At 71.9% G+C, this 23590-nt stretch carries 22 protein-coding genes; 5 read left to right on the top strand and 17 right to left on the bottom strand.

The features are described from left to right. Window positions 1-34 precede the first annotated feature (34 nt). The 4 genes from ACLQ2R_RS15255 to ACLQ2R_RS15240 all read right to left on the bottom strand — a co-directional run bounded on the left by ACLQ2R_RS15255 (window position 35) and on the right by ACLQ2R_RS15240 (window position 3942). Entirely contained in the window at window positions 35-862 is an 828-nt protein-coding gene (locus tag ACLQ2R_RS15255; RefSeq protein WP_425960143.1) for an enoyl-CoA hydratase/isomerase family protein, read from the bottom strand. A 134-nt stretch (window positions 863-996) separates the two neighbouring features. Next, on the bottom strand, window positions 997-1212 hold the full coding sequence (locus ACLQ2R_RS15250; RefSeq protein ID WP_344903296.1) for a helix-turn-helix domain-containing protein: 216 nt from the start codon (window positions 1210-1212) through the stop codon (window positions 997-999). A gap of 114 nt (window positions 1213-1326) precedes the next feature. Then, window positions 1327-2925: an ABC-F family ATP-binding cassette domain-containing protein gene (locus ACLQ2R_RS15245; protein WP_425960142.1), complete on the bottom strand. Its 1599-nt coding sequence runs from the start codon at window positions 2923-2925 to the stop codon at window positions 1327-1329. A gap of 360 nt (window positions 2926-3285) precedes the next feature. After that, window positions 3286-3942: an acVLRF1 family peptidyl-tRNA hydrolase gene (locus tag ACLQ2R_RS15240; RefSeq protein WP_425960141.1), complete on the bottom strand. Its 657-nt coding sequence runs from the start codon at window positions 3940-3942 to the stop codon at window positions 3286-3288. Between the two features lie 139 nt (window positions 3943-4081). Between ACLQ2R_RS15240 and ACLQ2R_RS15235 the strand changes: the two genes are divergently transcribed. The 3 genes from ACLQ2R_RS15235 (at window position 4082) to ACLQ2R_RS15225 (ending at window position 7595) form a co-directional block, all read left to right on the top strand. Continuing rightward, window positions 4082-5194 carry an EAL domain-containing protein gene (locus ACLQ2R_RS15235; protein ID WP_425960140.1) on the top strand — a complete coding sequence of 371 codons (1113 nt, stop codon included), beginning with the start codon at window positions 4082-4084 and terminating at the stop codon, window positions 5192-5194. A gap of 122 nt (window positions 5195-5316) precedes the next feature. Next, complete coding sequence (locus ACLQ2R_RS15230) at window positions 5317-6693, top strand: aminotransferase class V-fold PLP-dependent enzyme (RefSeq protein ID WP_425960139.1); 1377 nt, start codon at window positions 5317-5319, stop codon at window positions 6691-6693. A 50-nt stretch (window positions 6694-6743) separates the two neighbouring features. Beyond that, a complete protein-coding gene (locus ACLQ2R_RS15225) occupies window positions 6744-7595 on the top strand; it encodes a siderophore-interacting protein (RefSeq protein ID WP_425960138.1) in 852 nt (283 codons plus the stop codon). Between the two features lie 155 nt (window positions 7596-7750). On the opposite strand, the gene ACLQ2R_RS15220 is transcribed toward ACLQ2R_RS15225, so the two are convergent. The 12 genes from ACLQ2R_RS15220 to ACLQ2R_RS15165 form a co-directional block, all read right to left on the bottom strand. Beyond that, a complete protein-coding gene (locus ACLQ2R_RS15220) occupies window positions 7751-8356 on the bottom strand; it encodes a response regulator transcription factor (RefSeq protein ID WP_425960466.1) in 606 nt (201 codons plus the stop codon). A 43-nt stretch (window positions 8357-8399) separates the two neighbouring features. Continuing rightward, window positions 8400-9524: a sensor histidine kinase gene (locus ACLQ2R_RS15215; RefSeq protein ID WP_425960137.1), complete on the bottom strand. Its 1125-nt coding sequence runs from the start codon at window positions 9522-9524 to the stop codon at window positions 8400-8402. After that, window positions 9521-10255 carry an ABC transporter permease gene (locus ACLQ2R_RS15210; protein WP_425960136.1) on the bottom strand — a complete coding sequence of 245 codons (735 nt, stop codon included), beginning with the start codon at window positions 10253-10255 and terminating at the stop codon, window positions 9521-9523. Before ACLQ2R_RS15210 ends, ACLQ2R_RS15215 begins: the two co-directional genes overlap by 4 nt. Then, window positions 10255-11139: an ABC transporter ATP-binding protein gene (locus tag ACLQ2R_RS15205; protein WP_425960135.1), complete on the bottom strand. Its 885-nt coding sequence runs from the start codon at window positions 11137-11139 to the stop codon at window positions 10255-10257. Before ACLQ2R_RS15205 ends, ACLQ2R_RS15210 begins: the two co-directional genes overlap by 1 nt. Before the next feature lie 281 nt (window positions 11140-11420). Next, window positions 11421-12266 (bottom strand): ATP phosphoribosyltransferase, encoded by an 846-nt coding sequence (gene hisG / locus ACLQ2R_RS15200; RefSeq protein WP_425960134.1) that lies wholly within the window; start codon window positions 12264-12266, stop codon window positions 11421-11423. A 57-nt stretch (window positions 12267-12323) separates the two neighbouring features. After that, a complete protein-coding gene (locus ACLQ2R_RS15195; RefSeq protein WP_386244253.1) occupies window positions 12324-12587 on the bottom strand; it encodes a phosphoribosyl-ATP diphosphatase in 264 nt (87 codons plus the stop codon). Between the two features lie 157 nt (window positions 12588-12744). Then, window positions 12745-15312 (bottom strand): glycoside hydrolase family 2 protein, encoded by a 2568-nt coding sequence (locus ACLQ2R_RS15190; RefSeq protein ID WP_425960133.1) that lies wholly within the window; start codon window positions 15310-15312, stop codon window positions 12745-12747. Then, the gene (locus tag ACLQ2R_RS15185) at window positions 15309-16211 is read right to left on the bottom strand and encodes an ABC transporter ATP-binding protein (protein WP_425960465.1); all 903 of its coding nucleotides are present in this window, start codon (window positions 16209-16211) and stop codon (window positions 15309-15311) included. The genes ACLQ2R_RS15190 and ACLQ2R_RS15185 overlap by 4 nt, the downstream gene beginning before the upstream one ends. A gap of 90 nt (window positions 16212-16301) precedes the next feature. Then, window positions 16302-17243 carry an ABC transporter ATP-binding protein gene (locus ACLQ2R_RS15180; RefSeq protein WP_425960132.1) on the bottom strand — a complete coding sequence of 314 codons (942 nt, stop codon included), beginning with the start codon at window positions 17241-17243 and terminating at the stop codon, window positions 16302-16304. A 16-nt stretch (window positions 17244-17259) separates the two neighbouring features. Then, entirely contained in the window at window positions 17260-18120 is an 861-nt protein-coding gene (locus tag ACLQ2R_RS15175) for an ABC transporter permease (RefSeq protein ID WP_425960131.1), read from the bottom strand. Then, a complete protein-coding gene (locus tag ACLQ2R_RS15170) occupies window positions 18117-19112 on the bottom strand; it encodes an ABC transporter permease (protein ID WP_425960130.1) in 996 nt (331 codons plus the stop codon). The genes ACLQ2R_RS15175 and ACLQ2R_RS15170 overlap by 4 nt, the downstream gene beginning before the upstream one ends. A 70-nt stretch (window positions 19113-19182) precedes the next feature. After that, complete coding sequence (locus ACLQ2R_RS15165; RefSeq protein ID WP_425960129.1) at window positions 19183-20964, bottom strand: ABC transporter substrate-binding protein; 1782 nt, start codon at window positions 20962-20964, stop codon at window positions 19183-19185. 168 nt (window positions 20965-21132) lie between these two features. Here ACLQ2R_RS15165 and ACLQ2R_RS15160 point away from each other — a divergent pair, with 168 nt between their 5' ends. After that, complete coding sequence (locus ACLQ2R_RS15160) at window positions 21133-22167, top strand: LacI family DNA-binding transcriptional regulator (RefSeq protein ID WP_425960128.1); 1035 nt, start codon at window positions 21133-21135, stop codon at window positions 22165-22167. A gap of 132 nt (window positions 22168-22299) precedes the next feature. Here ACLQ2R_RS15160 and ACLQ2R_RS15155 read toward each other — a convergent pair whose 3' ends face one another. Next, window positions 22300-22992, bottom strand: a complete 693-nt coding sequence (locus tag ACLQ2R_RS15155; RefSeq protein ID WP_425960127.1) for a DUF899 domain-containing protein — start codon at window positions 22990-22992, stop codon at window positions 22300-22302. Window positions 22993-23088: 96 nt separating this feature from the next. Here ACLQ2R_RS15155 and ACLQ2R_RS15150 point away from each other — a divergent pair, with 96 nt between their 5' ends. Next, window positions 23089-23559 carry a winged helix-turn-helix transcriptional regulator gene (locus ACLQ2R_RS15150; protein ID WP_425960126.1) on the top strand — a complete coding sequence of 157 codons (471 nt, stop codon included), beginning with the start codon at window positions 23089-23091 and terminating at the stop codon, window positions 23557-23559. Window positions 23560-23590 lie beyond the last annotated feature (31 nt).

Here is a 23590-nt window from a genome sequence, read left to right as displayed (position 1 = left end):
GACCGGTCCGGTCCTGGTCGCAGCCGGTACGCGCCTAGCCGGGGGCCTTCCCGCTCCCCTCCCCGAAGAGTGCCTTGATCCTCGCCGCCTGCTCGCGGCCCTCGGCCGCGGCCTGCTCTTCCAGGGTGCGCCCCGAAGCGCCCTGGAGCAGCCGCTTGGTCGCCGTCGCGGCGTCCCGGTTCGTGGCCAGCAGCGCGGCCGTCAGGTCCCGTACGGCCTCGTCCAGCTCCCCGGGCGCGACGACCAGCTCGGCCAGGCCGATCCGCGCTGCCTCCTGTGCCCCCACGACACGGGCGGTCAGGCAGATCTCTATCGCCCTGGACAGCCCCACCAGCTCGACCAGCGGCTTGGTGCCGGTCAGGTCGGGGACCAGCCCGAGGGCGGGCTCCTTCATGCACAGCTTGGCGTCGTCCGCCAGGACCCGCAGGTCACAGGCGAGCGCCAGCTGAAACCCCGCACCGATCGCGTGGCCCTGAACCGCTGCCACCGAGACGATGTCGGGACGCCTCAGCCAGAGAAAACCTCGTTGGGCCCGCGCCACCCGGTCGGCGAACGTCGCCTCCCCGAGCGCCACGGAGGACGCGAACGACCCCTGCCCCGGAACCCCCTCCGGGGTGAACATCCTCAGATCGATCCCCGCCGAGAAGGACGGCCCCTCACCTCTGATCACGACGACCCTCACCTGCTGCGGCAGGCCGTCACCGATATGAGCCAGAGCCGACCAGGTCGCGAACGTCTGAGCGTTCCGCTTGTCCGGCCGGTCCAGCGTGATCGTCGCGATCTCGCCGTCCACCTCGTAGCGCAGACCGACCTCCTTGAGGGAGATCTCCTCCGCAGTCCCCTCGAACGACACTTCCGCCATCGCCTCTTCTCCCGCCTTCCGTCTCCGCCTCGCCCGAGCCTATCGACCTCCAGAATGAGGTTCTACAGGTCCGGGCGGGACGGTGTCGGCGTGTGGGGGATCGAGCGGCTGCGGTCGCGCGTTCCGAGGCGGGGTCAGCGCTTTGACTTGCCTCGGGTGGCTCCGCCGCGCCCGCGCAGAGTCACACCGGACTCGCTCAGGATGCGGTGGATGAACCCGTATGACCTGCCGGTCGAAGCGGCCAGAGCACGGATGCTCTCACCGGCGCTGTATCGCTTCTTCAGATCGGAGGCCAGTTTTTCACGATCGGCCCCGGTGACCCGGGTGCCCTTCTTCAGTGTGTCGGCCACGAGTACCTCCTGTAGTGCCAGACTTCCGCAGCGTTACACACGCCATGATCAGTCATTTCAGCGAGATCGGCTACCTACTCCATGGGAAAAGATCCGTACCCGCTCAAATTAAGATCAGGCAAGTGCCACAAGATCGGAAAATTCCTCGCTCCACGCGTCTTCGATTCCGTCAGGTAGCAAGATCACCCTATCGGGTCGTAGAGCCTCTACAGCACCCTCATCATGCGTGACGAGCACAATCGCCCCAGAATAGGACGCCAGGGCCGATAGAACCTGCTCCCTGCTGGCCGGGTCGAGGTTGTTGGTGGGCTCGTCCAGGAGCAGCACGTTGGCCGCCGACAGCACCAGCGTGGCCAGCGCCAGCCGCGTCTTCTCCCCTCCGGACAGCACCCCGGCGGGCTTCTCCACGTCGTCGCCGGTGAACAGGAACGAGCCCAGCACCTTGCGCAGCTCCACGTCGGCGAGCTCTCCCCCGGCCGAGCGCATGTTCTCCAGCACGGTGCGCCCGGGGTCGATGGTCTCGTGCTCCTGGGCGTAGTAGCCGAGCTTGAGGCCGTGACCGGGCTTGACCGCGCCGGTGTCGGGATGCTCGATCCCGCCCAGGATGCGCAGCAGCGTGGTCTTGCCCGCGCCGTTCAGGCCCAGGATGACGACCCGGCTGCCCCGGTCGATCGCGGCGTCGACGTCGGTGAAGACCTCCAGCGAGCCGTACGACTTCGACAGCCCCTCGGCCATGATCGGGGTGCGCCCGCACGGGGCGGGCTGGGGGAAGCGCAGCTTGGCGACCTTGTCGCTGCGCCGCTCCACCTCCAGGCCCGACAGCAGGCGCTCTGCGCGGCGCTGCATGTCCTGCGCGGCCTTGGCCTTGGTGGCCTTGGCGCGCATCTTGTCGGCCTGTGACATCAGGGCCGAGGCCTGCTTCTCGGCGTTGGCGCGCTCACGACGCCTGCGCTTCTCGTCGGTCTCCCGCTGGGCCAGATAGGACTTCCAGCCGACGTTGTAGGTGTCGATCACGGAGCGGTTGGCGTCCAGGTGCAGGACGCGGTTTACCGTCGCTTCAAGAAGTCCCACATCGTGGCTGATAATGATCAAGCCGCCCTGGTGAGATCGTAAAAAATCACGAAGCCACCCGATTGAGTCCGCATCTAGGTGGTTTGTCGGCTCGTCAAGCAGGAGAGTCTCCGCCCCGCTGAACAGGATCCGGGCCAGTTCCACCCGCCTGCGCTGCCCTCCGGACAGGGTCTCCAGCGGCTGGCCGAGCACCCGGTCGGGCAGCCCCAGGCTGGAGGCGATGGAGGCGGCCTCGGACTCGGCGGCGTACCCGCCCAGCACGTGCAGCCGGTCCTCCAGGCGCCCGTAGGCGCGGACCGCGCGGTCGCGGGTGCGGTCGTCGGCCGAGGACATGCCGACCTCGGCCTCGCGCAGCTCGTTCAGCACCTGGTCGAGCCCCCGGGCCGACAGGATCCGGTCGCGGGCCAGCACGTGCAGGTCCCCGGTACGCGGGTCCTGGGGCAGGTAGCCGACCTCGCCGGTGATGGAGACCGTGCCGCTCGCGGCCGACCCCTCCCCCGCGAGCACCCGGGTCAGCGTCGTCTTGCCGGCCCCGTTACGGCCGACGAGCCCTATCTTGTCGCCCGGATTGACCCGGAACGAGGCACCCTCGATGAGCAGCCGCGCGCCGGCCCTCAGCTCGATGTCAGAAGCTACGATCATGGTTGGAGAACACTCCCAGCAGGAAATACACAGGCTCGCTTCACTGTGGCCGAACCCGCCGCGCCCTGTGTCTCCCGGCTCTCGGCTCGGCCGTCTCGCCTTCATCGGGACGACGGTCAATCGGGAGTGCGCATACCGATCAGTGTACGGCGCGTCACCGGCCTTCTTCCCCCCGATTACGCGGGACCGCCCACCCCGGCACGGACCGGACCACGCCGGCCGGCCGGCCCGGCGCGAACCCGATCACCCGGCTCCCGTCACGCGGGGCCGCTCGTCCCGGCACGGATCCGGACCCGGACCACGCGGACCGGCGGCCTCGACGCGGACCCGATCACCCGGAGCGGGCCGTCCAGGATCCGGCTACGCGGGGTCGGTCACCCTGATGCGGATCGCGCGGAACTGGGCGGGGGTGTCCCTGAGCACCACCAGCCGCGGATCGGGGACGGTCAGGAAGGGCTCGGCCTCCAGCGCGAAGATCGGCGCCAGCCTGCGGTCGGGCCGCAGCGCGTCGACCGCCCGCCGGTCGCCCCCCAGCACGACCGCCTCCAGCCCCTCCACGTGCGGGGCCAGGACGCGCAGCGCCACCTCGGCCGCGGCCTCGTGCGCCTGGTCCACCTGCTTCTCCCTGCGCCGGGCGAAGCGCCGCTGGGACCAGCCGCCCGCGGCGCTGCGGCCGTGGACCTGCCGCGATCCCACCTTCGAGGAGATCAGCTCCTCGCCCTGGAAGACCCCGGCCGCGTGGCCGCCCAGCCGTACCAGCAGCACGCCGATCCTGCGCTCGGTGCGCACGTGGGTGACCAGCCGGGCCATCGGCCCGCCCCCCGGGCCGGTCAGCGGCGGGAAGGGCACCTGGCACTCGGCCACCGCACCGTCCGCCCCCCGAAGTCGTACGACATCGGGCGAGGCCGTGACCTCCGGCGGGCCGTGCCGCTCGACGAAGCCGTCGATCCAGCGGTTCAGCCGCTCGGGCGCCACCGAGACCCAGCGGCCTCCCCCCTTGGCCGGTCGCGACGTCATGGCACGAGACACTACCGGGCGCCGCGGGCGCCGGGGCCACCGCACGACCCCGTCGATCGATGTCAACGGACAGCGAAATGTCGGTGAACATCACCGTGAGTCACTTCTGCAACGCCGCGGGAGGCACCACGCTCCGAACGTGACGACCAGAGCGCACGCCTTTCCGCCCGCCCACGCGGCGCCCGCCGCGACGGCTCACGCGGCGCCCGTCGTCGACCTCGACACCGGAGGCGTCATCGCCCTCCAGGCGAACGGCGCCTCCCAGGGCCAGGGCAACATCTCCTCCACCGTCGAGACGGTGCGCGGCCTCGCCGGCGGCGACGTCCCGCTCCCGCTGGTGCTGACCCTCCCCGCGGCCGCGGTGATCGGCGGGTCGGCCGCGCTGGCACCGCTCCACGAGGCGCTGCGCGCGTCCGGCCGGCGGCCCCGCGAGGTGATCCTCACCCTGCGGGGGGACTTCGCCCAGTTCGAGCGGCGCTCCCTGCTCACCGGCCTGGACGGCCTGCGCGCCATCGGCTACCTCATCGCGGTGGGCGATCTGGGGACCGGGCACATCCCGCTGGACCTGCTCGCCGACGCGGCGCCGTACCTGGCGGTGCTCTCCCCGGGCCTGGTCGCCCAGGCGGCCCGCGACCCGCGCCGCGCCGCGGTCGGCGAGGGCCTGTCCAGGCTCGCCCGGTCGACGGGGGCGCACGTGCTGGCCCCCGGCGTACGCGACGAGGCGCAGCTCGCGGCGGTCCGCGGCTGGGGGGTGCGGCTGGCGCAGGGGCCGCTGCTGGTCCCCGGCCCGTCCGGGCGCGTGCGCGTCCCGCTCCCCGTCGTCGAGCAGGAGCCGTCGCGGTTCGTGCTCGGCCCGCGCGTCCAGGAGTTCCTGCTGCCCGCGGTCACCCTCCCCTGCGAGGCCACCGCCGAGGCCGTGACCGACGCCTTCGGCGGTGAGCCGTCGATCACCAGCGTGATCCTCGTGGACGACTACCAGCGTCCGAGGGGCAGTCTCGACCGCAGCCGCTTCCTGCTGTCGATCGCCGGCCGCTTCGGCCACGCCCTGCACGGGAAGAAGCCCGCCGGGCGGCTGGCCGACCCGGCCCGCACGGTTCCCAGGACCACCCCGGCCATCGCGGCCATGCAGGTCGCGGGCCAGGACGCCGAGCGCGTCTACGACGACCTGGTCGTCACCGACGAGGTCGGCCGCTGCATGGGCATCGTCCGCGTCGCCGACCTGATCCGCCAGGTCGCGACGATGAGTCACTGAGGTGCTGCGCGCCGGCCAGCCGTCTTTACGTTGTAGATTCACGACGCCCACCCTTGGCAGGGGCGAATGATCCCGATATGAAGGGGCGTACACGGGCACGGGGTGGCGGCGGGGGGCACGGCATGGACCATCAGGGACCCGCCGTCGGGCGGCGGAGGCTGCTCGGCGCGGGACTGCTGGGCGCGGGACTGGTGGCCGGGGGCACGCTGTCCGGCTGCACCTCCGGCACCGCGGGCGGCTCAGGCACCCCGGGCGGCTCAGGAGCCGCGGCCGGGTCGCGGACACCGGACCTCGATCCCGCCGACTGGGAGTCGGTCCGCGCCCAGTTCCCGCTGGACCCCTCCTACGCCCAGTTCGCCGCCTACGTGCTCGCCGCCCACCCGGCGCCGGTGCGGCGGGCGATCGAGGAGCACCGGCGCGGCCTGGACACCGACACCGACGCCTACCTGCACGGCGAGGACCGCGAGGAGATCGTGCGCGAGGCCGCCGCGGCCTACCTGGGCGCCGACGCCCCCGACGTGGCGCTGACCGACAGCACCACGATGGGCCTGGGCCTGCTCTACACCGGCATGCGGCTGCTGCCGGGCCAGGACGTGCTGAGCACCGAGCACGACTTCTACGCCACCCACGAGGGCCTGCGGCTGCTCGCCGCCAGGACCGGCGCCCGGGTGCGCAGGGTCCGCCTCTACGAGGACCCGGCCACCGCCTCGGCCGACGAGATCGTCTCCCGGCTCAAGGCCGGGCTCGGGGCGAGGACGCGGGTGGTGGCGATCACCTGGGTGCACTCGGGGACCGGGGTGCGGATGCCGGTCAGGGCGATCGCCGACATGATCGCCGAGGCCAACCGGGACAGGGACGCCGCCGACCGGGCGCTGCTGTGCGTGGACGGGGTGCACGGTCTCGGCGCGGTGGCCGACCAGGTCGAGACGCTGGGCTGCGACTTCCTGACCTCCGGCACCCACAAGTGGCTGTTCGGCCCCCGGGGCACCGGCGTGCTGTGGGGACGGGAGAAGGCCTGGGACGCGCTGCTCCCGGTGATCCCCACCTTCTCCGGCAGGATCGACCTCGACGCCGGCGAGAAGACGGGCGAGCCGTACCGGCCGTACGGGCCGGGCGGGCTGCTCGGCACCCCGGGCGGCTACCACAGCTTCGAGCACCGCTGGGCGCTGAGCGAGGCGTTCGCCTTCCACGAGGCGATCGGCAGGGAGCGGGTGGCCGCCAGGATCACCGAGCAGGCCACCCGGCTCAAGGCCGGGCTCGCCGCGCTGCCCAACGTGCGGCTGGTCACCCCCCGCTCCCCCGAGCTGTCCGCGGGCCTGGTCTGCTGCGCGATCGACGGCCTGGACGCCCCGGCCGCCGCGGGCAGGCTCCGCGCGGACCACCGGATCATCACCAGCGTCACCCCGTACCAGGAGGTCTACCTGCGCTTCGGTCCCGGAATCGTCACCACCCCGGAGCAGGTCGACCAGGCGGTCAAGGCCGTGGCCTCCCTGAGGTGACGTAAGGTAAGACTTAGGCTTACCTAACTCATACCCCCGGGAGTGACCACATGGCAGACGGCAAGGAAGCGCGCCCCGCGCGGAAGGTGACGACCGGCCGGGTCCTGCGCACCGAACGGCTCACCCCCCACATGATCCGGGTGGTGCTCGGCGGTGAGGGCCTCGCCGGTTTCAGCGCCGACGAGTACGCCGACCACTACGTGAAACTGCTGTTCCCCCCGGCCGGGGTGAGCTACCCGCGGCCGTTCGACATGGAGGCCGTCCGCCGCGACCTGCCCCGCGAGCAGTGGCCCACCACCCGCACCTACACCGTGCGCCGCTGGGACGCCGAGGCGGGTGAGCTGACGATCGACTTCGTCCACCACGGCGACAGCGGCCTCGCCGGCCCGTGGGCCGACCGGGCCCGGCCCGGCGACGAGCTGCACTTCTTCGGCCCCGGCGGCGCCTACAGCCCCGACCCCGAGGCCGGCTGGCACCTGCTCGCCGGTGACGAGAGCGCGCTGCCCGCCATCGCCGTCGCCCTGGAGCACCTGCCCGCCGGGGCGCCGGCCTGGGCCTTCGTCGAGGTCGAAGGACCCGAGGAGGAGCAGCGGCTCGACTCCCCCGGCGACGTGAGGATCGTCTGGCTGCACCGGGGAGACGCCCCGTACGGCGAGGTGCTGGTCAAGGCGGTCCGCGAGCTCGACTTCCCCGAGGGCGCCGTGCACGCCTTCGTCCACGGCGAGGCGGGCGTCGTCCGCGAGCTCAGGCGTCACCTGCGCACCGAGCGCGGCATCCCGCTGTCGAGCCTGTCCATCTCGGGCTACTGGCGCCTGGGCCGCGACGACGAGGCCTGGCGTTCCTCCAAGCGCGAGTGGAACGAGCAGATCGAGGCCGAGGAGGCCGCGGCCCTCTCCTCCTGACGCCGCGCGGGGATCCGGTAAGAGCCGGTCCCGGGTGTCCGAGGCCGAGGAGGCCGTGGCCCTCGGTCCTCCTGACGCCGCGCGGGGCTCCGGGCGGAGCGCGCCCCCGGGTCTCCCCCTGCCCGAAGTCCTTCCGGCGCCGCGCGGGGTTCAGGTCAGAGCCAGCCCTGGGTACGGGCGCGCTCGGCGGCCTCGGTGCGGTTGCGGGCGTGCGTCTTCTGGATGGCCGAGGACAGGTAGTTGCGGACCGTGCCCTCCGACAGGTGCAGGCGGCCGGCGATGTCGGCGATGCTGGAGCCGCCCTCGGCGGCGGCCAGGACGTCGCGCTCGCGGGACGACAGCGGGTTGGGGCCGGCGCTGAGCGCGGCGGCCGCCAGGCCCGGGTCGATGACGCGCTCGCCGCCGCGGACCCGCCGTACGGCGGCGGCCAGCTCGCGAGCCGGGCTGTCCTTGACCAGGAAGGCCATCGCGCCCGCCTCCATCGCCCTGCGCAGGTAGCCGGGACGCCCGAAGGTGGTCAGGATCATGACCCGGCACGCGGGCAGCGCGGCGCGGATCCGCGCCCCGGCGGTGATGCCGTCCCCGCCGGGCATCTCGACGTCGAGGAGCGCGATGTCGGGCCGGATCTCCAGCGCCACGGCGAGCGCCTCCTCCCCCGAGGCCGCCTCCCCCACCACCTCGATGTCGGGCTCCAGGCCGAGCAGCGAGGCCAGCGCGCCCCGTACCATCGCCTGGTCCTCCACCAGCAGCACCCGGATCACCGCGCCCGCCGCGCCGGGCGCGTCCGCTCGTCCCTGCCCGGGGTCAGCCACGCGGGACCACCACCCTCAGGGCGAAACCGGGCGCGCGCGGACCGGCGGACACCGTGCCGCCCGCCACCCGTATCCGCTCGGTGAGGCCGGTCAGCCCGTTGCCCGGCCCGTAGGGGTCGGCGCCCCGCCCGTCGTCGACGATCTCCAGGGTGGCGGCCCTCTCGTCGAGGGTCACCTCGATCTCGCACCGCGTCGCCCGCGCGTGCCGGATGACGTTGGTGACGCCCTCGCGCACCGCCCAGCCGAGCAGTTCCTCCAGCGCGCCGGGCAGCGGGGTGCCGGCGAGCCGGATCGTCACCTTCGTCCCCGCCCCCTCCAGGGCGGCGCGGGCGCCGTCCAGCTCGCCCGCCAGGCCGCGCTGCCGGTAGCCGGTGACGGCGTCGCGCACCTCGACCAGCGCCTGCCTGGCGACCGACTCGATGTCGCGGATCTCCGCCACGGCCCGTTCCGAGCCGTCCTCGGCCAGCCGCCCGGCCAGCTCGCTCTTCAGGACGATCAGCGACAGGCTGTGGCCGAGCAGGTCGTGCAGGTCCCTGGCGATGCGCAGCCGCTCCTCGCTCGCCGCCAGCCGCGCCACCTCCTCCTGCGCCCGGCGGAGCCGCATCACCAGCATCCTGGTGTTGCGCATGCCCATGAACAGCACGCCGAGCGTGACGACCTGGAAGAAGAGCACCAGGGTGGTGCCGAGGTCGTGCTCCTTCAGCAGGCCGATCAGCAGGACGGCGACGGCCATCGCGGCGACGCCCACCGCCGACGGCCCAGGACTCAGCGCCATGCTGTAGACCACGGTCATGTAGATCGGCAGGGTCGTCCAGCCGCCCCCGAAGGCCGCCGCCAGGCCGACCCCCAGGAGCGTGGTCACCCCCAGGAGCCCGTACGTCAGGCGGGTCGGCTCGCCGAAGTCGGCCGGGCTGAGCACGGTCGCGACGTAGCAGGCGACGAAGGCGGCCAGCCCCAGGCCGCCCCACACGGCCCTGACGCCGCTCACCTCGCCGGTGACGATCTCCAGCACCGGGAAGCACAGGTAGACGAGGCCGATGGAGATCCCCGCCAGCCGCCTGCGGCGGGACGGAGGCGAGTCCGTACCGCCGAAGGTGAGCCCGGACAGGATCGTCATGCGCGGGCGAGGGCCCGGCGGTAGGCGAGCACCGCGACGACGCAGAGCGCCACGGCCCAGACCGCGACCGTCGCCACCTCCGACACCGGCGGCGCGCTCCCCGCGACGATGTGCCAGCCGATGTCGGCGTAGGAGAAGGAGGGCAGCACCTGGGCGACGTTCCTCATGGCCTCGGGCATGATCTCCACAGGGAACCACAGACCTCCCAGGAGCGCCAGCCCGAAGACGCCGACCATCGCGGCCGACTGGGCGGTGTCCCCGGGCAGCAGCGAGCCGATGGTCAGGCCGAGCGCGGCGAACGGCACGGCGCCGATCCACAGGATCGGGATCAGCGACAGCCACTCCCCCGGCGAGAGCCGGACGCCCTGGACGAGCACCGCGGCCAGGCAGACCAGCAGCAGGGACGGCAGCACCAGCAGCATCGAGGTGACCAGCTTGGTGACGATGATCGACCAGCCGGGCAGCGGGGTGGTGCGCAACTGGCGGAGCCAGCCGGACCGCCGTTCCTGCGCCCACGGCACGGCGGTGCTCATCATGGCGGCCGCGATCGCCCCGTACGCGCCCATGGAGACCATGAGGACCGCGGAGGCCTTCGCCCCGCCGGAGCTGATCCCGTCACCCCAGACGCTGGAGAAGACCAGGTAGAACACCACGGGGAAGCCGATCACGAAGATGGCGTAGCGCTTGTTGCGCAGCATCCTCAAGACTTCGATCCTGATGTGGTTCGGCATCACGGCTCCCGGGTGAGGGCGAGGAAGGCTTCTTCGAGGTCGGCGCCGGTGATCCTGAGGTCGCGGATCTCCAGGAAGGTGCCGCGGTACAGGGCCGCCACGGTGGCGTCGGGGTCGGTGGTGCGCAGCAGCGCGGCGCCGTCGGCGACCTCCACCGCCACGACCCCGGGCAGGGCGTCGAGGCCGGCGACGGCCTGCCCGCCGAGGGCGAACCGAACGACGTGCCCGCCGTTGCCCGCCTTGATCTGGTCCGCGGTGCCGTCGGCCACGATCCGGCCCCTGGCGATGACGACGACCCGGTCGGAGTTCTCGTCGGCCTCCTCCATGTAGTGCGTGGCGAACAGGACCGTGCGGCCCCCGGCGGCGTAGGCGCGCATGCTCTCCCAGAACCGCAGCCGCGACTCCACGTCCATGGCCGCGGTCGGCTCGTCCAGCACCAGCAGCCTGGGCGCACCGGCGACGGCCAGGGCGAACCTGACCCGCTGCGCCTGCCCGCCGGACAGTCCGTCGGCGCGGCGGCGCGCCAGGCCGGTGAGGTCGGCCATCTCCAGGACCTCGTCGAGGCCGAGCGGCTCGGGGTAGAGCCGCCGGACGAAGTCGACCGTCTCGCGGACCGTGAGCTCGGGGATGAGGTCACCGGTCTGCGGCATGGCCCCGATGTCGCCGCGGGCGACGGCCTCGTCGGGGGAGCCGCCCAGGACCTCCACCCGGCCGCGGGTGGGACGGGTCAGGCCGAGCAGCATGCCGACAGTGGTCGACTTCCCCGCCCCGTTGGGGCCGAGCAGGGCGACGGTCCGCCCCGCCTCGACGGTGAGGTCGAGGGTGTCGACGGCGAGCACGTTCCCGTAGCTCTTGCTCACGTCGGTGAAGGTGATCGCGTTCATGCCCCAACGCTAGGAGCGCCGGGCGCCGGGTCGCAGTGCCACTCCTCCGGGTTCGGCGGTGACATTTGTCAGACGCGCCGGGGACGACGGGGGCGTCGGGGACGGCCAGGACGGCCAGGACGGCGGGAACACTGTGGACACTGCGGACACCGGGGACGGCGAGGACCTCGGGCGCGGCGGGCAGGCCGGGGCCCGGCGACGGGTCGGAGCGGCGGGTCAGAGCGGCGGGTCGGAGCGGCGGGTCAGAGCGGCGGGTCGGAGCGGCGGGTCAGAGCGGCGGGTCAGATGCGGCAGGCGAAGATGGCGGTCACCAGGATGGCCTTGGCGCCGATCTCCCAGAGCTGGTCCATGACCTGCTGGTGCCCCTTGCGCGGCACCATCGCGCGGACCGCGACCCAGCCCTCCCGGTGCAGCGGCGAGACCGTCGGTCCCTCCATGCCGGGGGTGAGGGCGATGGCCTCCTCGATCCGCTCGGCGCGGATGTCGTAGTCCATCATCACGTAGTCGCGCGCCATCAGCACGCCCTGCAGGCGGCGGATGAGCTGGCGCAGACCCGGCGCCTCGACCCCGCCGACCTGCTTGATCAGCACTCCCTCGGAGTGCGCGATCGGCTCGCCGAAGACCTCCAGGCCGATGTTGCGCAGCGTGGTGCCGGTCTCCACGACGTCGGCCACGGCATCGGCCACGCCCAGCCGGATGGCGGTCTCGACCGCGCCGTCCAGCTTGATCACCCGCGCCTCGACGCCCCGCTCGGCGAGGTAGGACTCCAGCAGCCCCGCGTACGCGGTGGCGACGCGCCTGCCCTTGAGGTCGGCGACGGTGTCGAAGTCGCCGGGGTTGGCGGCGAAGCGGAAGGTGGAGCGGCCGAAGCCGAGCGGGATGAGCTCCTCGACCTGGGCCCCGGAGTCGTGCAGCATGTCACGGCCGGTGATCCCGGCGTCCAGGGTGCCCTCGCCGACGTAGACGGCGATGTCCTTGGGACGCAGGAAGAACAGCTCGCAGGAGTTCTCCGGGTCGACGACCACGAGCTCCTTGCTGTCCTTGCGGGCCCGGTATCCGGCTTCCTTGAGGATCGTCTGGGCACCCTCGGTGAGGGCCCCCTTGTTGGGTACGGCGAGACGGAGCATGGCGGGTTTCCTTAGGTGTGGACGGGATCTGCGAGACCGGGAGCCGGGCGCACCGGCTCACAGATGCGTGTAGACCTCGTCCAGCCCGATCCCCTTGGCGATCATGAGGACCTGCACGTGGTAGAGGAGCTGGGAGATCTCCTCGGCCGTCCGCTCGTTCGACTCGTACTCGGCCGCCATCCAGCTCTCGGCGGCCTCCTCCACGACCTTCTTGCCGATGGCATGGACCCCGGCGTCCAGCGCGGCCACGGTGCCCGAGCCCTCGGGCCGGGTGCGCGCCTTGTCGGACAGCTCGGCGTACAGCTCTTCGAAGGTCTTCATGATCTCTCTCGGCGTCGTCGGATGTGCGCGTCAAGCCTAACGGGCCGACCGGCCTTCGCGTGTACGGGTCCATGCTCCGGGACGCGATCCGCCCGGCGACCGGGCCGCGCCGGGCGGCGCCCGGACGAGTCTGCCGGTGATCAGGTGCCCGGACGGCTCAGTCGTTGACGCAGCGCAGGACCGGGCGGGTGACGAGCGCGGCCGGGTCGAGCTCCCTGCCGGTGGCGACGTGGAAGGTGACGCTCTCGCCGGGCAGAAGGGTCAGCAGCATGTCGTCGACCGAGGCCGCCGGGTCGAGGCGGTCGGGGAACAGGGCCAGCTCGCGCAGGACGGTCTCGGCGGTGACGGTGACGTCCAGGCCACCGGCCACCGCGGTCACCTCGGCGCGGTGGGCGGCGCGCGGGAACGCCACCCGCGGGTCCTCGGCGAAGAAGGAGACGGTGCGCCGGTCGCCGAGCCTGGCCACGAGCAGTTCGGCCGCGGGATCCCCCGGGACGGCGATCGAGCCGGGCAGCGCGACGACGGTCACCGAGCGGGGCGCCACCTCGACGGCGGCCGTCTCCTTGGCCAGCGGCTCGCCGTCCAGGGTGAGCCGGAGCAGCTCCAGCTCGCCCGCCCACGCCCGCGGGCCGTCGTTGACCACGGCCACCGCGCCGTCGGCGACGACCAGCAGGCGGTCGTCGTAGACGCGGCGCAGCGCGTACCACAGGGGTTTGCGCCGTCCGGCGCCGTCGACGGCCGACCAGGAGGTGACCGGCCAGCAGTCGTTGAGCTGCCAGACGATCGTGCCCGCGCAGTGCGGGGCCTGCGCGCGGAAGCGCTCGATGCCGTGGACGACCGCCCTGGCCTGGTTGAGCTGGGTCAGGTAGTGCCAGTCGTCGTAGGTACGCGGTGCGGGCAGGTGGTCGCCCAGGCCGCGCAGCAGCTTGGCGTTGCCCTCGTGCGCCTTCTGGTGGTGCAGCACCAGGGGCGCGTCGGCGGCCAGCTCGCCGCTGACGGCGGCGCGCAGCGTGGCGTGGACCGGCGGCCCCTGGAAGCCGAACTCGGCGACGAAGCGGGGCCGGTACTCGCCGTAGCGGGTGTAGTCCTCGCGGTTCCACACGTCCCAGATGTGCAGGGTCCCGCGCGCCGGGTCGTTGGGGGGCAGGTCGGGACTCCCGGAGTAGGGACTGCCCGGCCAGTAGGGACGGGTGGGGTCCAGCTCGGCGACGACCGCCGGAAGCAGCTCGTGGAAGAAGCCCGCCCCCCAGGTGCGCTCGCCGAGGCCGTCGCGCCAGCCCCAGTCGGCGTGGCCCTCCAGGACCTCGTTGTTGCCGCACCACAGCGCCAGCGAGGGACGCCGGGCCAGGCGGGCGACGTTCTCGCGCGCCTCGGCCTCGACCTCGGAGGCGAAGGGCTCCTCCTCCGGGTAGGCGGCGCAGGCGAACGGGAAGTCCTGCCAGACGAGCAGGCCGAGCTCGTCGGCCAGGTCGTAGAAGTCCTCGCTCTCGTAGAGGCCGCCGCCCCAGACCCGCAGCAGGTTGACGTTCGCCCCGACGGCCTGGCCGAAGCGTTCGGCCAGCCGCTCGCGGGTGATCCTGGCCGGGAAGCAGTCGTCGGGGATCCAGTTGACGCCGCGTACGAACACGGGCACGTCGTTGACCACGATGGTGAAGGCGTCGTCGGCCCGGTCGAGCCGGACGTCGCGGAACCCGATCAGGCCCGTCCACCGCTCCCCTGACGGCTCGCCCCTCCCGGACGCCCCGGACGGTTCGGACGCCCCCGACAGCATCGACGGCACCGACGGCACCGACGGCACCGACGGCACCGACGGCTCGGACGGCTCGGACGGCTCGTCGGCGAGGCTCACCGTCAGCTCGTGGCGGTGCTGGGCGCCGTACCCGCGTGGCCACCAGCGTTCCGCGCCGGGCACCCGCAGCGTCAGGACGGCCTCGCGCTCGCCGGGGGCCGTCCGTACCGCGCACCGGACGCCCGCGACCGAGGCCGTCACGGTCACCGGCGTCTCCCCGGACGCCGCAGACCCCCCGACCCCCCCGGGCCCCCCGGACGCCGCGGACCCCGAGGGCCCGCCGGAGTGCTCCAGGGTGACGTGCACCTCGACGAGGCCGTCGGGCCCGTCGGTGCGCACCAGCGGGCGGACCCCGGCCAGCCGGGTCCCGCTCCAGGAGTGCAGCCCGATCGGCCGCCAGATGCCGGAGGTGACCACCGCCGGGCCCCAGTCCCAGCCGAAGTTGCAGGCCATCTTGCGGATGAACTGGTACGGCGCCTCGTACGCGCCGGGCCGCTCGCCCAGCTCGGCCCGGCGCGCCTCGGCGTAGGCCACCGGGGAGGCGAAACGCACCCGCAGCGTGTTCTCGCCCTCGCGCAGCAGCTCGCGCACGGGCAGGCGGTAGGAGCGGTGCTGGTTGGCGGTGGAGGCGACCCGCACGCCGTTGAGCTCGACCGTGGCGACGGTGTCCAGGCCCTCGCAGACCAGGTCGGCGCGCTCGTGCCCGTCGTCGTGCCAGTCGAAGACCGTCGCGTACTCCCAGGTGGAGCGGCCGATCCAGGTCAGGCGGTTCTCGTTGTCGTCCAGGTAGGGGTCGTCGACGATCCCGGCGGCCAGCAGGTCGGTGTGCACGCACCCGGGCACCGTGGCCGGGACGCCGGAGATGTCCCCGTCCACCTGCCGGAGGGTCCACCCGTCGTGCAGCGCCCTCGGCCCGGTGCTCGGTTCGGTGCTCAACTCGCGCTCCTCAGCGATGTGGTGCCGGTGACGGCGCGCCGGACGAGATGACCGGGCTCGGCCTCCACGAGCGTGGAGGACCCTTCGTGGCCGTCCGGCCCGGGGACCTCCCCGGGCCCGTCGTCCTCGCCGCCGCCCCACCGGGCGGTCAGCCTGGGCACCGACGACAGCAGCCTGGTCGTGTACGGGTGCAGGGGGTTGCCGAAGACGGCCGAGGTCGAGCCGGACTCGACCACCTGCCCCCGGTACAGCACCACGGCCCGCTCGCTGATGTAGTTGCCCAGCGACAGGTCGTGGGTGACGAACAGCACGCCGAGCCCGCGCGCCTTGAGGTCGGCGAGCAGGTTGAGGACGTCGATCCTGGTGGAGGCGTCCAGCATGCTGGTGATCTCGTCGGCGACCAGGTACCGCAGGTCGAGCAGCAGCGCCCTGGCGATCAGCAGGCGCTGCAGCTGGCCGCCGCTGAGCTGGTGCGGGTAGCGGCCCAGGATCTGGCCGGGGTCGAGGCCGACGTCCTTGAGCGAGGTCTCGATCCTGCCCTGCCACTCGGAGTCGGCGACGCCGGGGAAGTACTCGCCCCTGATCATCGTGAGCACCCGGTCGGCCTTGAAGACCGGGTTGTAGCAGCTGAACGGGTCCTGGAAGACGCCCTGCACGTGCCGGTAGTACGCCTTCCCCGGCCTGGCCCGCTCGCCGTCGAGGGTGATCCTCCCCCGGGTCGGGGGGAGCAGCCCGAGGACCATCTTGCCCAGGGTCGTCTTGCCGCTGCCGCTCTCGCCGATGAGGGAGACCACCTCCCCCGGCGCCAGGTCGAGGCTCACGTCGTCGACGGCGGTGAGGGTGGAGGTGCCGAAGGCACCGACCCGGTAGGTCTTGGTGACCCCTTCGAGGCTCAGCATCGTCTCACTCCTGCGGGCGCGTACGGGCTCGGCGTGCTCGGCGTGCTCGTTGTGGCGCACCGTGCGGTCCCTCTGCGTGGCGCGGGCATGTCAGGCCTTCCAGCAGGCGACGTGGTGGCCGGGGGCGACCTCGATCGGCGGGGGCTCCTCGGCGCAGCGCTCGAAGGCCAGCGGGCAGCGGTCCCGGAACCGGCAGCCCGCGGGCGGGTCCAGCAGCGAGGGCGGCCTGCCGGGGATGCCCGACAGCCTGCGCTCGGCGTGCCGGACGCCGACCTCGGGCAGCGAGGAGATGAGCATCCGGGTGTACGGGTGGCGCGGCTCGGTGACGATCACGCCCGCCGGGGCCTTCTCGGCCAGCTTCCCGGCGTACATGACCATGATCGTGTCGGCGATCTGGTAGGTCAGCGAGATGTCGTGGGTGATGAAGATCATGCTGCGGACGAAGCCGCGGTCGCGGAACTCCACCAGCGTCCTGGCCACGGCCTTCTGCGTCGACACGTCGAGCGCGGAGGTGATCTCGTCGGCGATCAGCAGGGACGGGTCGAGCAGGGTGGAGATGACCATCACCATCCGCTGCTTCATCCCGCCCGACAGCTCGATCGGGTAGCGACCGAGCACGTCGCGCGGGAGCTCGACCAGGTCCAGGCGGCGTTCCAGCTCGGCCAGGTCCAGCCTCTCGCCCCGGGAGGCGAGCAGCTCGCCGACCATCTTCCCGATCTTCCGGGTGGGGTTCATCGCGCTCATCGAGTACTGCGGGATGAGCGACACCCTGCCGAAGCGGAAGCGGTTCATCCGGCGGTCGTCGCCGAGCGGCAGCTCCTCGCCGTCCAGCTCGGCGGTGCCCCCGGCCAGCCGCATCCGGCCGTCCATCCTGATCAGGCTCTTGCCCAGGGTGGTCTTGCCGCAGCCGGACTCGCCCGCCAGGCCGAGGATCTCGCCGTCGGCGACGTCGAAACCGACGCCGTCGAGGGCCCTCACCTCACCGCGCAGGGTCCTGTAGTGGACCCTCAGGTCGCGAACGCTCAGGGTCATGCCCTCTTCTCCTTCACTACAGCTCCCGCAGGCGGGGGTTGAAGACCTCGTCCAGGCCGACGTTCATCACGTACAGGGCGCCGACGATCGCGGTGATCCCGGCGCCGGGCGGGATGAACCACCACCACATCCCCAGGTGCAGGGCGCTCCAGCGGGCCGCGTTGTTGAGCATCAGGCCGAGCGAGATGCCCTGGCTGGGCCCGAGCCCGATGAAGTCGAGCGAGGCCGCGATCAGGATCGACCCGCCGAACAGCAGGATGAAGGTCATGAAGAGGTACGAGTTCATGTTCGGCGCGATCTCGCGAGCGATGATCTTCCAGGTGCGCACCCCGCTGAGCTTTGCCAGGTCCACGAAGTCGCGCGAGCGCAGCGAGAAGGTCTGGGCCCTGATGGCCCTGGCCGCCCACGGCCAGGAGGTCAGGCCGATGAACAGCGCCTGCACGCCGACGCTGCGCACGCCGAGGTAGGCGTTGACGATCAGCAGCACCGCCAGGGCGGGCAGCACCAGGACGATGTTGGTGATCATGTTCAGCACCTCGTCGACGAGGCCGCCCCGGTACCCGGCGGTGAAGCCGACGGCCATGCCGATGATCGCGGCCAGCCCGCCGCCGAGCGCCCCCACGACGAAGGTGGAGCGCAGTCCGTAGACGAACTGGGAGAAGACGTCCTGGCCGAACATGGTGGTGCCGAACCAGTTCTGCGCCGTGGGCCCCGAGGCCGGGGCGGCGACGTAGGCGTTCGGGTCCTGGCCGCCGATCAGCGGGGCCGCGGCGGCCAGGAGCAGCAGCGGGACCAGCACGGCCAGGCCGGCCAGCAGCTTGCCGTTGCGGATCGCGAAGTACAGGCCCTCGCGCCGTCGTGCGGGAACGGCCGTCACGTCGCCTCCCCTCCCATGCCGGTCCTGGTGCGCGGGTCGACCAGGACGTAGACGATGTCGATGACGAAGTTGGCGATCAGCACGCCCATGACGATGAACAGGAAGGCGCCCTGGAGCAGGAAGAAGTCCTGGTTCTGGATCGCCTTGAGGATCAGGAGGCCGAGGCCCGGGTAGGAGAAGACGATCTCGGTGACCAGCGCCCCGGCCACCAGCACGCCCAGTTGCAGGGCCAGGCCGGTGATCTGCGGCAGCACCGCGTTCCTGAACGCGTAGCGGCGGATGAGCCTGCGCGGCGCGCCGAGCGAGGCCAGGTAGGTGGAGTAGTCCGCCTCCAGCTCGTAGATGATCATGTTGCGCATGCCGATGGCCCAGCCGCCGAACGCGACCAGGAACAGCGAGGCGAACGGCAGGAACCAGTGCAGCGCCAGGTTGCCGACGAACTCCCACGACCAGTTGGGACGCATCGCGAAGCTGTAGCCGCCCGAGACGGGGAAGATCCCGGCCACCACGCCCAGCCCCCAGGCCAGCAGGATGGCCAGCCACATGTACGGGGTGGCGGTCAGCACGTACCCGATCGGCAGGGCGGTGTTGTCGAGCCACTTGCGCCGGGCCGCGAAGGCGCCGAACCGGTTGCCCGCCCACCAGCTCAGCAGGATCGAGGGGATGAGCAGCGCCAGCGTGTACGGCACCGCCCGCACGATGAGGTCGGTCACCGGGGTGGGGAACACCCAGATGCTGATCCCCAGGTCGCCCCGGAACAGCGCGGCCCAGAAGTTGAGGTACTGCTGCCACAGGGGCAGGTCGAGCCCGAACAGCGCGGTGTAGTGGGCGCGCATCGCCTCCACCGCGGCCGGCTGGGACACGTTGGCCCGCGACAGCATGCTCTGCACCGGGTCGCCCGGCATGAAGCGCGGGATCATCCAGTTGACGGTGACGGCCACCAGGAAGGTCAGGCCGTAGACGAGCAGTTTCCGGCCGAAGTAACGTCGCACGCGATCCTCCCGAATCGGCGAGATGGGCCCCTCCCCGCGCCGGGCGCGGGGAGGGGCGAGGATCGCGGCGTCAGCCTCCGGCGGGCTTGAGCTCGGTCAGCGTGAGCACGCCGCCCAGCTCCAGCCAGTTGCGCCACAGGGTCGGCGGGCTCTTGGGGGTTCCGGCGGCCGAGGAGGGCCAGTTCGTCCAGACCGAGGTGCTGGTCTGGGCCCACAGGCCGTTGTACCAGAGGGGGATCACCGGCAGCTCGTCGAGCTGGATGCTCTGGATCCGGGAGGCGACCTCCTTCATGCCCTCGACGTCGTCGACCTTCTTGCCGTCGAGCTCCTGGACGAGGTCCCAGACCTTCTTGTTCTCGTACCGCCCGAAGTTGACGGTGTTCTGCTGCTTGTTCACCGGCAGCTGGAAGATGTAGTCGTAGTACATCCAGGGGGTGTTGGACAGCTGCCGCTCGTTGTTGAGCAGCAGGTCGAACTTGCCCGAGGTGCGCTGGTCGACGAGCGCGTTGTAGTCGGGGAACTCGGCGACGAGGTCGATCCCGGCCGCCTTGGCGCCCTCGGCGATGACGCGGCTCGCCTCCATCCAGTCGGTCCACCCGGCCGGGACGATGAGCTTCAGGGACGCCTTGGAGCCGTCCTTGTTCTCCACCAGCCCGTCGCCGTCGCCGTCCTTGTACCCGGCGTCGGCCAGCAGCTTCTTGGCCTTGGCGGTGTCGAAGGAGAAGCCCTTCTCGCTCACCACGGCCTTGTCGACGTACTTGTCCCACTGCGGCAGCAGCCCGGTGGGGCTGGAGGCCTTGACGAGGTTGCCGTAGACGCCCTCGACGATCTTCTTGGTGTCGATGGCGTTGGCGATGGCCTTGCGGAAGGCCGGGTCGTCCAGCGGCTTCTTCGTGGTGTTGGGGACGAGGAACGCGGTGTTGGCCGAGAGCATGTACGGCGGTTCGGGATAGTACGTCTGGATGCCGAAGTTGCCCTTGACGAGGTTGGCCACGCCGGGCAGGAAGTTGTTGCTGAGGTCGAGGCCCTTCTGCAGCAGCAGGCCCATCGCCACCTCGTTGCTGGAGTTGACGACGTCGACGACGTACTTCGGCTTGACGTCCTTGCCCAATGCCTTGGTGGCCCACCAGCCTTCCCGCTTGACCCAGGCCATGCGGTCCTGGTCGTGGCTGTGGTAGCTGTACGGACCGGTGCCGACCGGCTTCTCATTGACGCCGTTCATGACGTCTTCCTCGGAGCGGCTCTCCCAGATGTGCTTGGGGACGATCGCGTTGTTGTAGACCCAGTTGGCCCACTGCTGGTGGTTGGCCTTGGAGAAGGTGAACCTGACGGTGTTCGGGTCGACCGCCTCGGCCTTCTCCAGCCAGCCCCACAGGTTGGCGTAGGGGACGGTCTTCATCTTGCCGAGCTCGACGGTGAAGACCACGTCGTCGGCGGTGAACGGCTTGCCGTCGGCCCAGGTCACGCCCTGCCTGAGCGTGAGCTCGTAGGTCTTGTCGCCGGTCCAGGTGCCGCTCTCGGCCAGCCAGGGGGTGAAGACGTCGGTCTGGGGGTCGTACAGGAACAGGGTCTCGTAGACGAGTCCCTTGGTGCCGGTGGCCGAGTCCCAGGTGCGCAGCGGGTTCCAGTTGGCGGGGGGTCCCCACTGGGTGCCGCTGGTGTAGAGGGTCTCGTTGCGGGGGAACGCGGCGTCCGCCCCGCCCCCGCCGGCCGGGGCCGAGGGGGCTCCGGCGGCGCCCGAGGCCGGGGGCGCCCCGGAGGGGGCGGACGGCGTGGTGGAACCTCCGCTGCATCCGGCGGCGGCCAGGCAGGCCGTCGTCCCGAGCACCGCGAACCTTCGTCGAATCCGCATCGGACAGTTCTCCTCTCCAGCATGGGAGCGCTCCCAACCGACTAGACGCGACCGCATGCGCTTGCTGAACCGGATAAGTATCGAGACCGTAAAGTCCATGTGTCGGCCCTGTCAATAGAACACTGGACCGGTTCAGCTAGAATCGCCCCACTCATCGACGGGGGGACCATGAGAAGACCGACGATCGCGGACGTCGCCCGGCAGGCCGGGGTGTCCAAGGGAGCGGTGTCCTACGCCCTGAACGGGCAGCCCGGGGTGTCGGAGAGCACCCGGGCCAGGATCCTGGCGATCGCCGAGGAGATCGGCTGGCGTCCCAGCAGCGCGGCCCGCGCCCTGAACGGCGCGCACGCCCACACGGTCGGCCTGGCCGTGTGCCGCCCCGCCCGCACGCTCGGCGTGGAGCCGTTCTTCATGGAGCTCATCAGCGGCATCGAGGGCGAGCTGGCCGGCCGCTCGTACGCGCTCATGCTGCAGGTGGTCACCGACCACGACCAGGAGATCGCGGTCTACCGCCGCTGGTGGGGCGAGGGCCGCGTCGACGGCGCCATCCTCGTCGACCTGAACGTGGACGACCTGCGCGTCCCGGCGTTCGAGGCGCTGGGCCTGCCGGTCGTGGTGGTCGGCCACCCCTCGGGGGCGGGCTCGCTGCTGCCGGTCTGGTCCGACGACGCCCGCGCCGTCCGCGAGACCGTGCGCTACCTGCTGGCCCTGGGCCACCGCAGGATCGCCAGGGTCGCCGGCCTGCCGCACCTGGTCCACACGGTGCTGCGCGACCGCGCCTTCGCCGAGTCGTGCGACGGCCTCGCCGAGCACGTGACCGTGCACACCGACTACACCGGCGAGGAGGGCGCCCGCGCCACCCGGCGCCTGCTCAGCTCCCCCGACCGGCCCACCGCCGTCGTCTACGACAACGACATCATGGCCGTCGCCGGCCTGTCGGCCGCCCGGGAGCTGCGGCTGGACGTACCCGGCGACCTGTCGATCGTCGCCTGGAACGACTCCCCGCTCTCCCGGGTCGTCCATCCCCCGCTCACCGCGCTGAGCCGCGACATCCCCGCCTACGGCGCGCAGGCCGCCCGCCACCTGCTCTCGCTGATCCTGGGCGAGGCCGTCGGCCCGTACGAGGCCGGGGCCTCGCGCCTCACCCCCCGGGGCAGCACCGCTCCCCCGCCCGGAGGGAGGAACGGCTCCGCGCACGGGTGACGCGAGACGGCCGCCCGGCCGCCCGGCCGGTCACACCGGTCACACCGGTCACACCGGTCACACCGGTCACACCGGTCACACCGGTCACACCGGTCACACCGGTCATGGAACCACGCGGACGGCCGGTGGCGGTCAGGCTTCGTGTGCGGCGTGCCCGGCGTGCCCGGCCCGCTCGCCGTACTCGTCGTGCAGGCGCCACCAGGCGTAGGGCTCGGTCTGCGGCCTGCCCTCGGGCGAGTCCTCCCAGAGCTCCTGCCGGCCGAGCGGGGTCAGGTCCAGGAAGGTCCAGACGCTGCCCAGCCGCTCGACACCGCGTCCGCTGGTGACGTAGGTGCGGTACACGGCGCCGCCGTCGTCGCGGACGAAGACGTTCAGGGCGAACCCGTCCCCGGCGTCCATGTCGTCGTTGAAGCCGGTGCCCAGCGAGGAGAACCACGGGACGGTCCAGCCCATCCGCTCCCTGAAGGGGGTGATCTCCTCCAGCGGGCCCCGGGAGGCCAGCACCAGCGAGGTGTCGCGCGCGTGGAAGTGGGCCAGGTGGCCGATGTTGTCGGTGAACATCGAGCATCCCGGGCAGAAGTCCTCGCCGCCGTGCCACATGAAGCTGTACACGACGAGCTGGCGCCGCCCGTCGAACAGGTCGAGCAGGCTCGCCGGCCCGTCCGGGCCCTGGAACACGTAGTCCTTCTCCACCCGGACCATCGGCATCCCGCGCCGCTCGGCGGCCAGCGCGTCCAGCGCGCGGGTGTGCTCCTTCTCCTTCGCCAGCAACGCGTCCCGCTCGGCCTTCCAGCGCTCCTGCGACACGATCTCCGGGAGGTTCATGATGTGCTGCTCCTGTCAGTCTCTTCAGGGAATGTACTCGGCCGACCGTAGCAGCGAATGGTCTCCTCAGGGAACCCACTCCCCTAGACTGCCCTCATGCAGCGGACCCCGTTCGGTGACATGGCCTGCTCGATCGCCCGCACGCTGGACGTCGTCGGCGAGCCGTGGTCACCGCTGATCCTGCGGAACGTCTACGTCGGCATCACCCGCTTCGAGCGGCTCCAGCAGAGCCTGGGCATCTCGCGCAAGGTGCTCGCCGAACGGCTCAGGTGGCTGGTCGAGAAGGGCGTCCTGGAGCGCACCGAGTACTCCAGCCGCCCCCCGCGCCACGAGTACACGCTCACCGCCAAGGGCATGGAGCTGTGCGACCTGCTGCTGACGATGGTGCGCTGGGGCGACCGCTGGACGGCGGGCGAGGCCGGCCCGCCGACGCTCTACCGGCACCACGCCTGCGGCGAGATCAGTCACGTCGAGCCGCACTGCTCGGTCTGTCACCGGCCGATGCACGCGACCGACGTCGACGTGCTCCCCGGCCCGGGCGCCCGGCCACAGGTCGCCTCGCCCTGAGAAGGACACCCCTCGATGCGGTGCCACCACC

The sequence above is a fragment of the Streptosporangium sp. DT93 genome (genome assembly GCF_049844535.1).
GTDB lineage: Bacteria > Actinomycetota > Actinomycetes > Streptosporangiales > Streptosporangiaceae > Streptosporangium.
Note: the sequence above shows the minus strand (reverse complement) of the source record. Positions and strands in the feature narration are given on the sequence as shown.

Bases quoted from the DNA above. Each gene is read 5' to 3' on its own strand.
- ACLQ2R_RS15255 (WP_425960143.1), bottom strand. From the start codon at position 862: ATGGCGGAAGTGTCGTTCGAGGGGACTGCGGAGGAGATCTCCCTCAAG.
- ACLQ2R_RS15245 (WP_425960142.1), bottom strand. From the start codon at position 2,925: ATGATCGTAGCTTCTGACATCGAGCTGAGGGCCGGCGCGCGGCTGCTC.
- ACLQ2R_RS15240 (WP_425960141.1), bottom strand. From the start codon at position 3,942: ATGACGTCGCGACCGGCCAAGGGGGGAGGCCGCTGGGTCTCGGTGGCG.
- ACLQ2R_RS15230 (WP_425960139.1), top strand. From the start codon at position 5,317: ATGGACCATCAGGGACCCGCCGTCGGGCGGCGGAGGCTGCTCGGCGCG.
- ACLQ2R_RS15225 (WP_425960138.1), top strand. From the start codon at position 6,744: ATGGCAGACGGCAAGGAAGCGCGCCCCGCGCGGAAGGTGACGACCGGC.
- ACLQ2R_RS15215 (WP_425960137.1), bottom strand. From the start codon at position 9,524: ATGACGATCCTGTCCGGGCTCACCTTCGGCGGTACGGACTCGCCTCCG.
- ACLQ2R_RS15210 (WP_425960136.1), bottom strand. From the start codon at position 10,255: ATGCCGAACCACATCAGGATCGAAGTCTTGAGGATGCTGCGCAACAAG.
- ACLQ2R_RS15205 (WP_425960135.1), bottom strand. From the start codon at position 11,139: ATGAACGCGATCACCTTCACCGACGTGAGCAAGAGCTACGGGAACGTG.
- hisG (WP_425960134.1), bottom strand. From the start codon at position 12,266: ATGCTCCGTCTCGCCGTACCCAACAAGGGGGCCCTCACCGAGGGTGCC.
- ACLQ2R_RS15195 (WP_386244253.1), bottom strand. From the start codon at position 12,587: ATGAAGACCTTCGAAGAGCTGTACGCCGAGCTGTCCGACAAGGCGCGC.
- ACLQ2R_RS15185 (WP_425960465.1), bottom strand. From the start codon at position 16,211: ATGCTGAGCCTCGAAGGGGTCACCAAGACCTACCGGGTCGGTGCCTTC.
- ACLQ2R_RS15180 (WP_425960132.1), bottom strand. From the start codon at position 17,243: ATGACCCTGAGCGTTCGCGACCTGAGGGTCCACTACAGGACCCTGCGC.
- ACLQ2R_RS15165 (WP_425960129.1), bottom strand. From the start codon at position 20,964: ATGCGGATTCGACGAAGGTTCGCGGTGCTCGGGACGACGGCCTGCCTG.
- ACLQ2R_RS15160 (WP_425960128.1), top strand. From the start codon at position 21,133: ATGAGAAGACCGACGATCGCGGACGTCGCCCGGCAGGCCGGGGTGTCC.
- ACLQ2R_RS15155 (WP_425960127.1), bottom strand. From the start codon at position 22,992: ATGAACCTCCCGGAGATCGTGTCGCAGGAGCGCTGGAAGGCCGAGCGG.
- ACLQ2R_RS15150 (WP_425960126.1), top strand. From the start codon at position 23,089: ATGCAGCGGACCCCGTTCGGTGACATGGCCTGCTCGATCGCCCGCACG.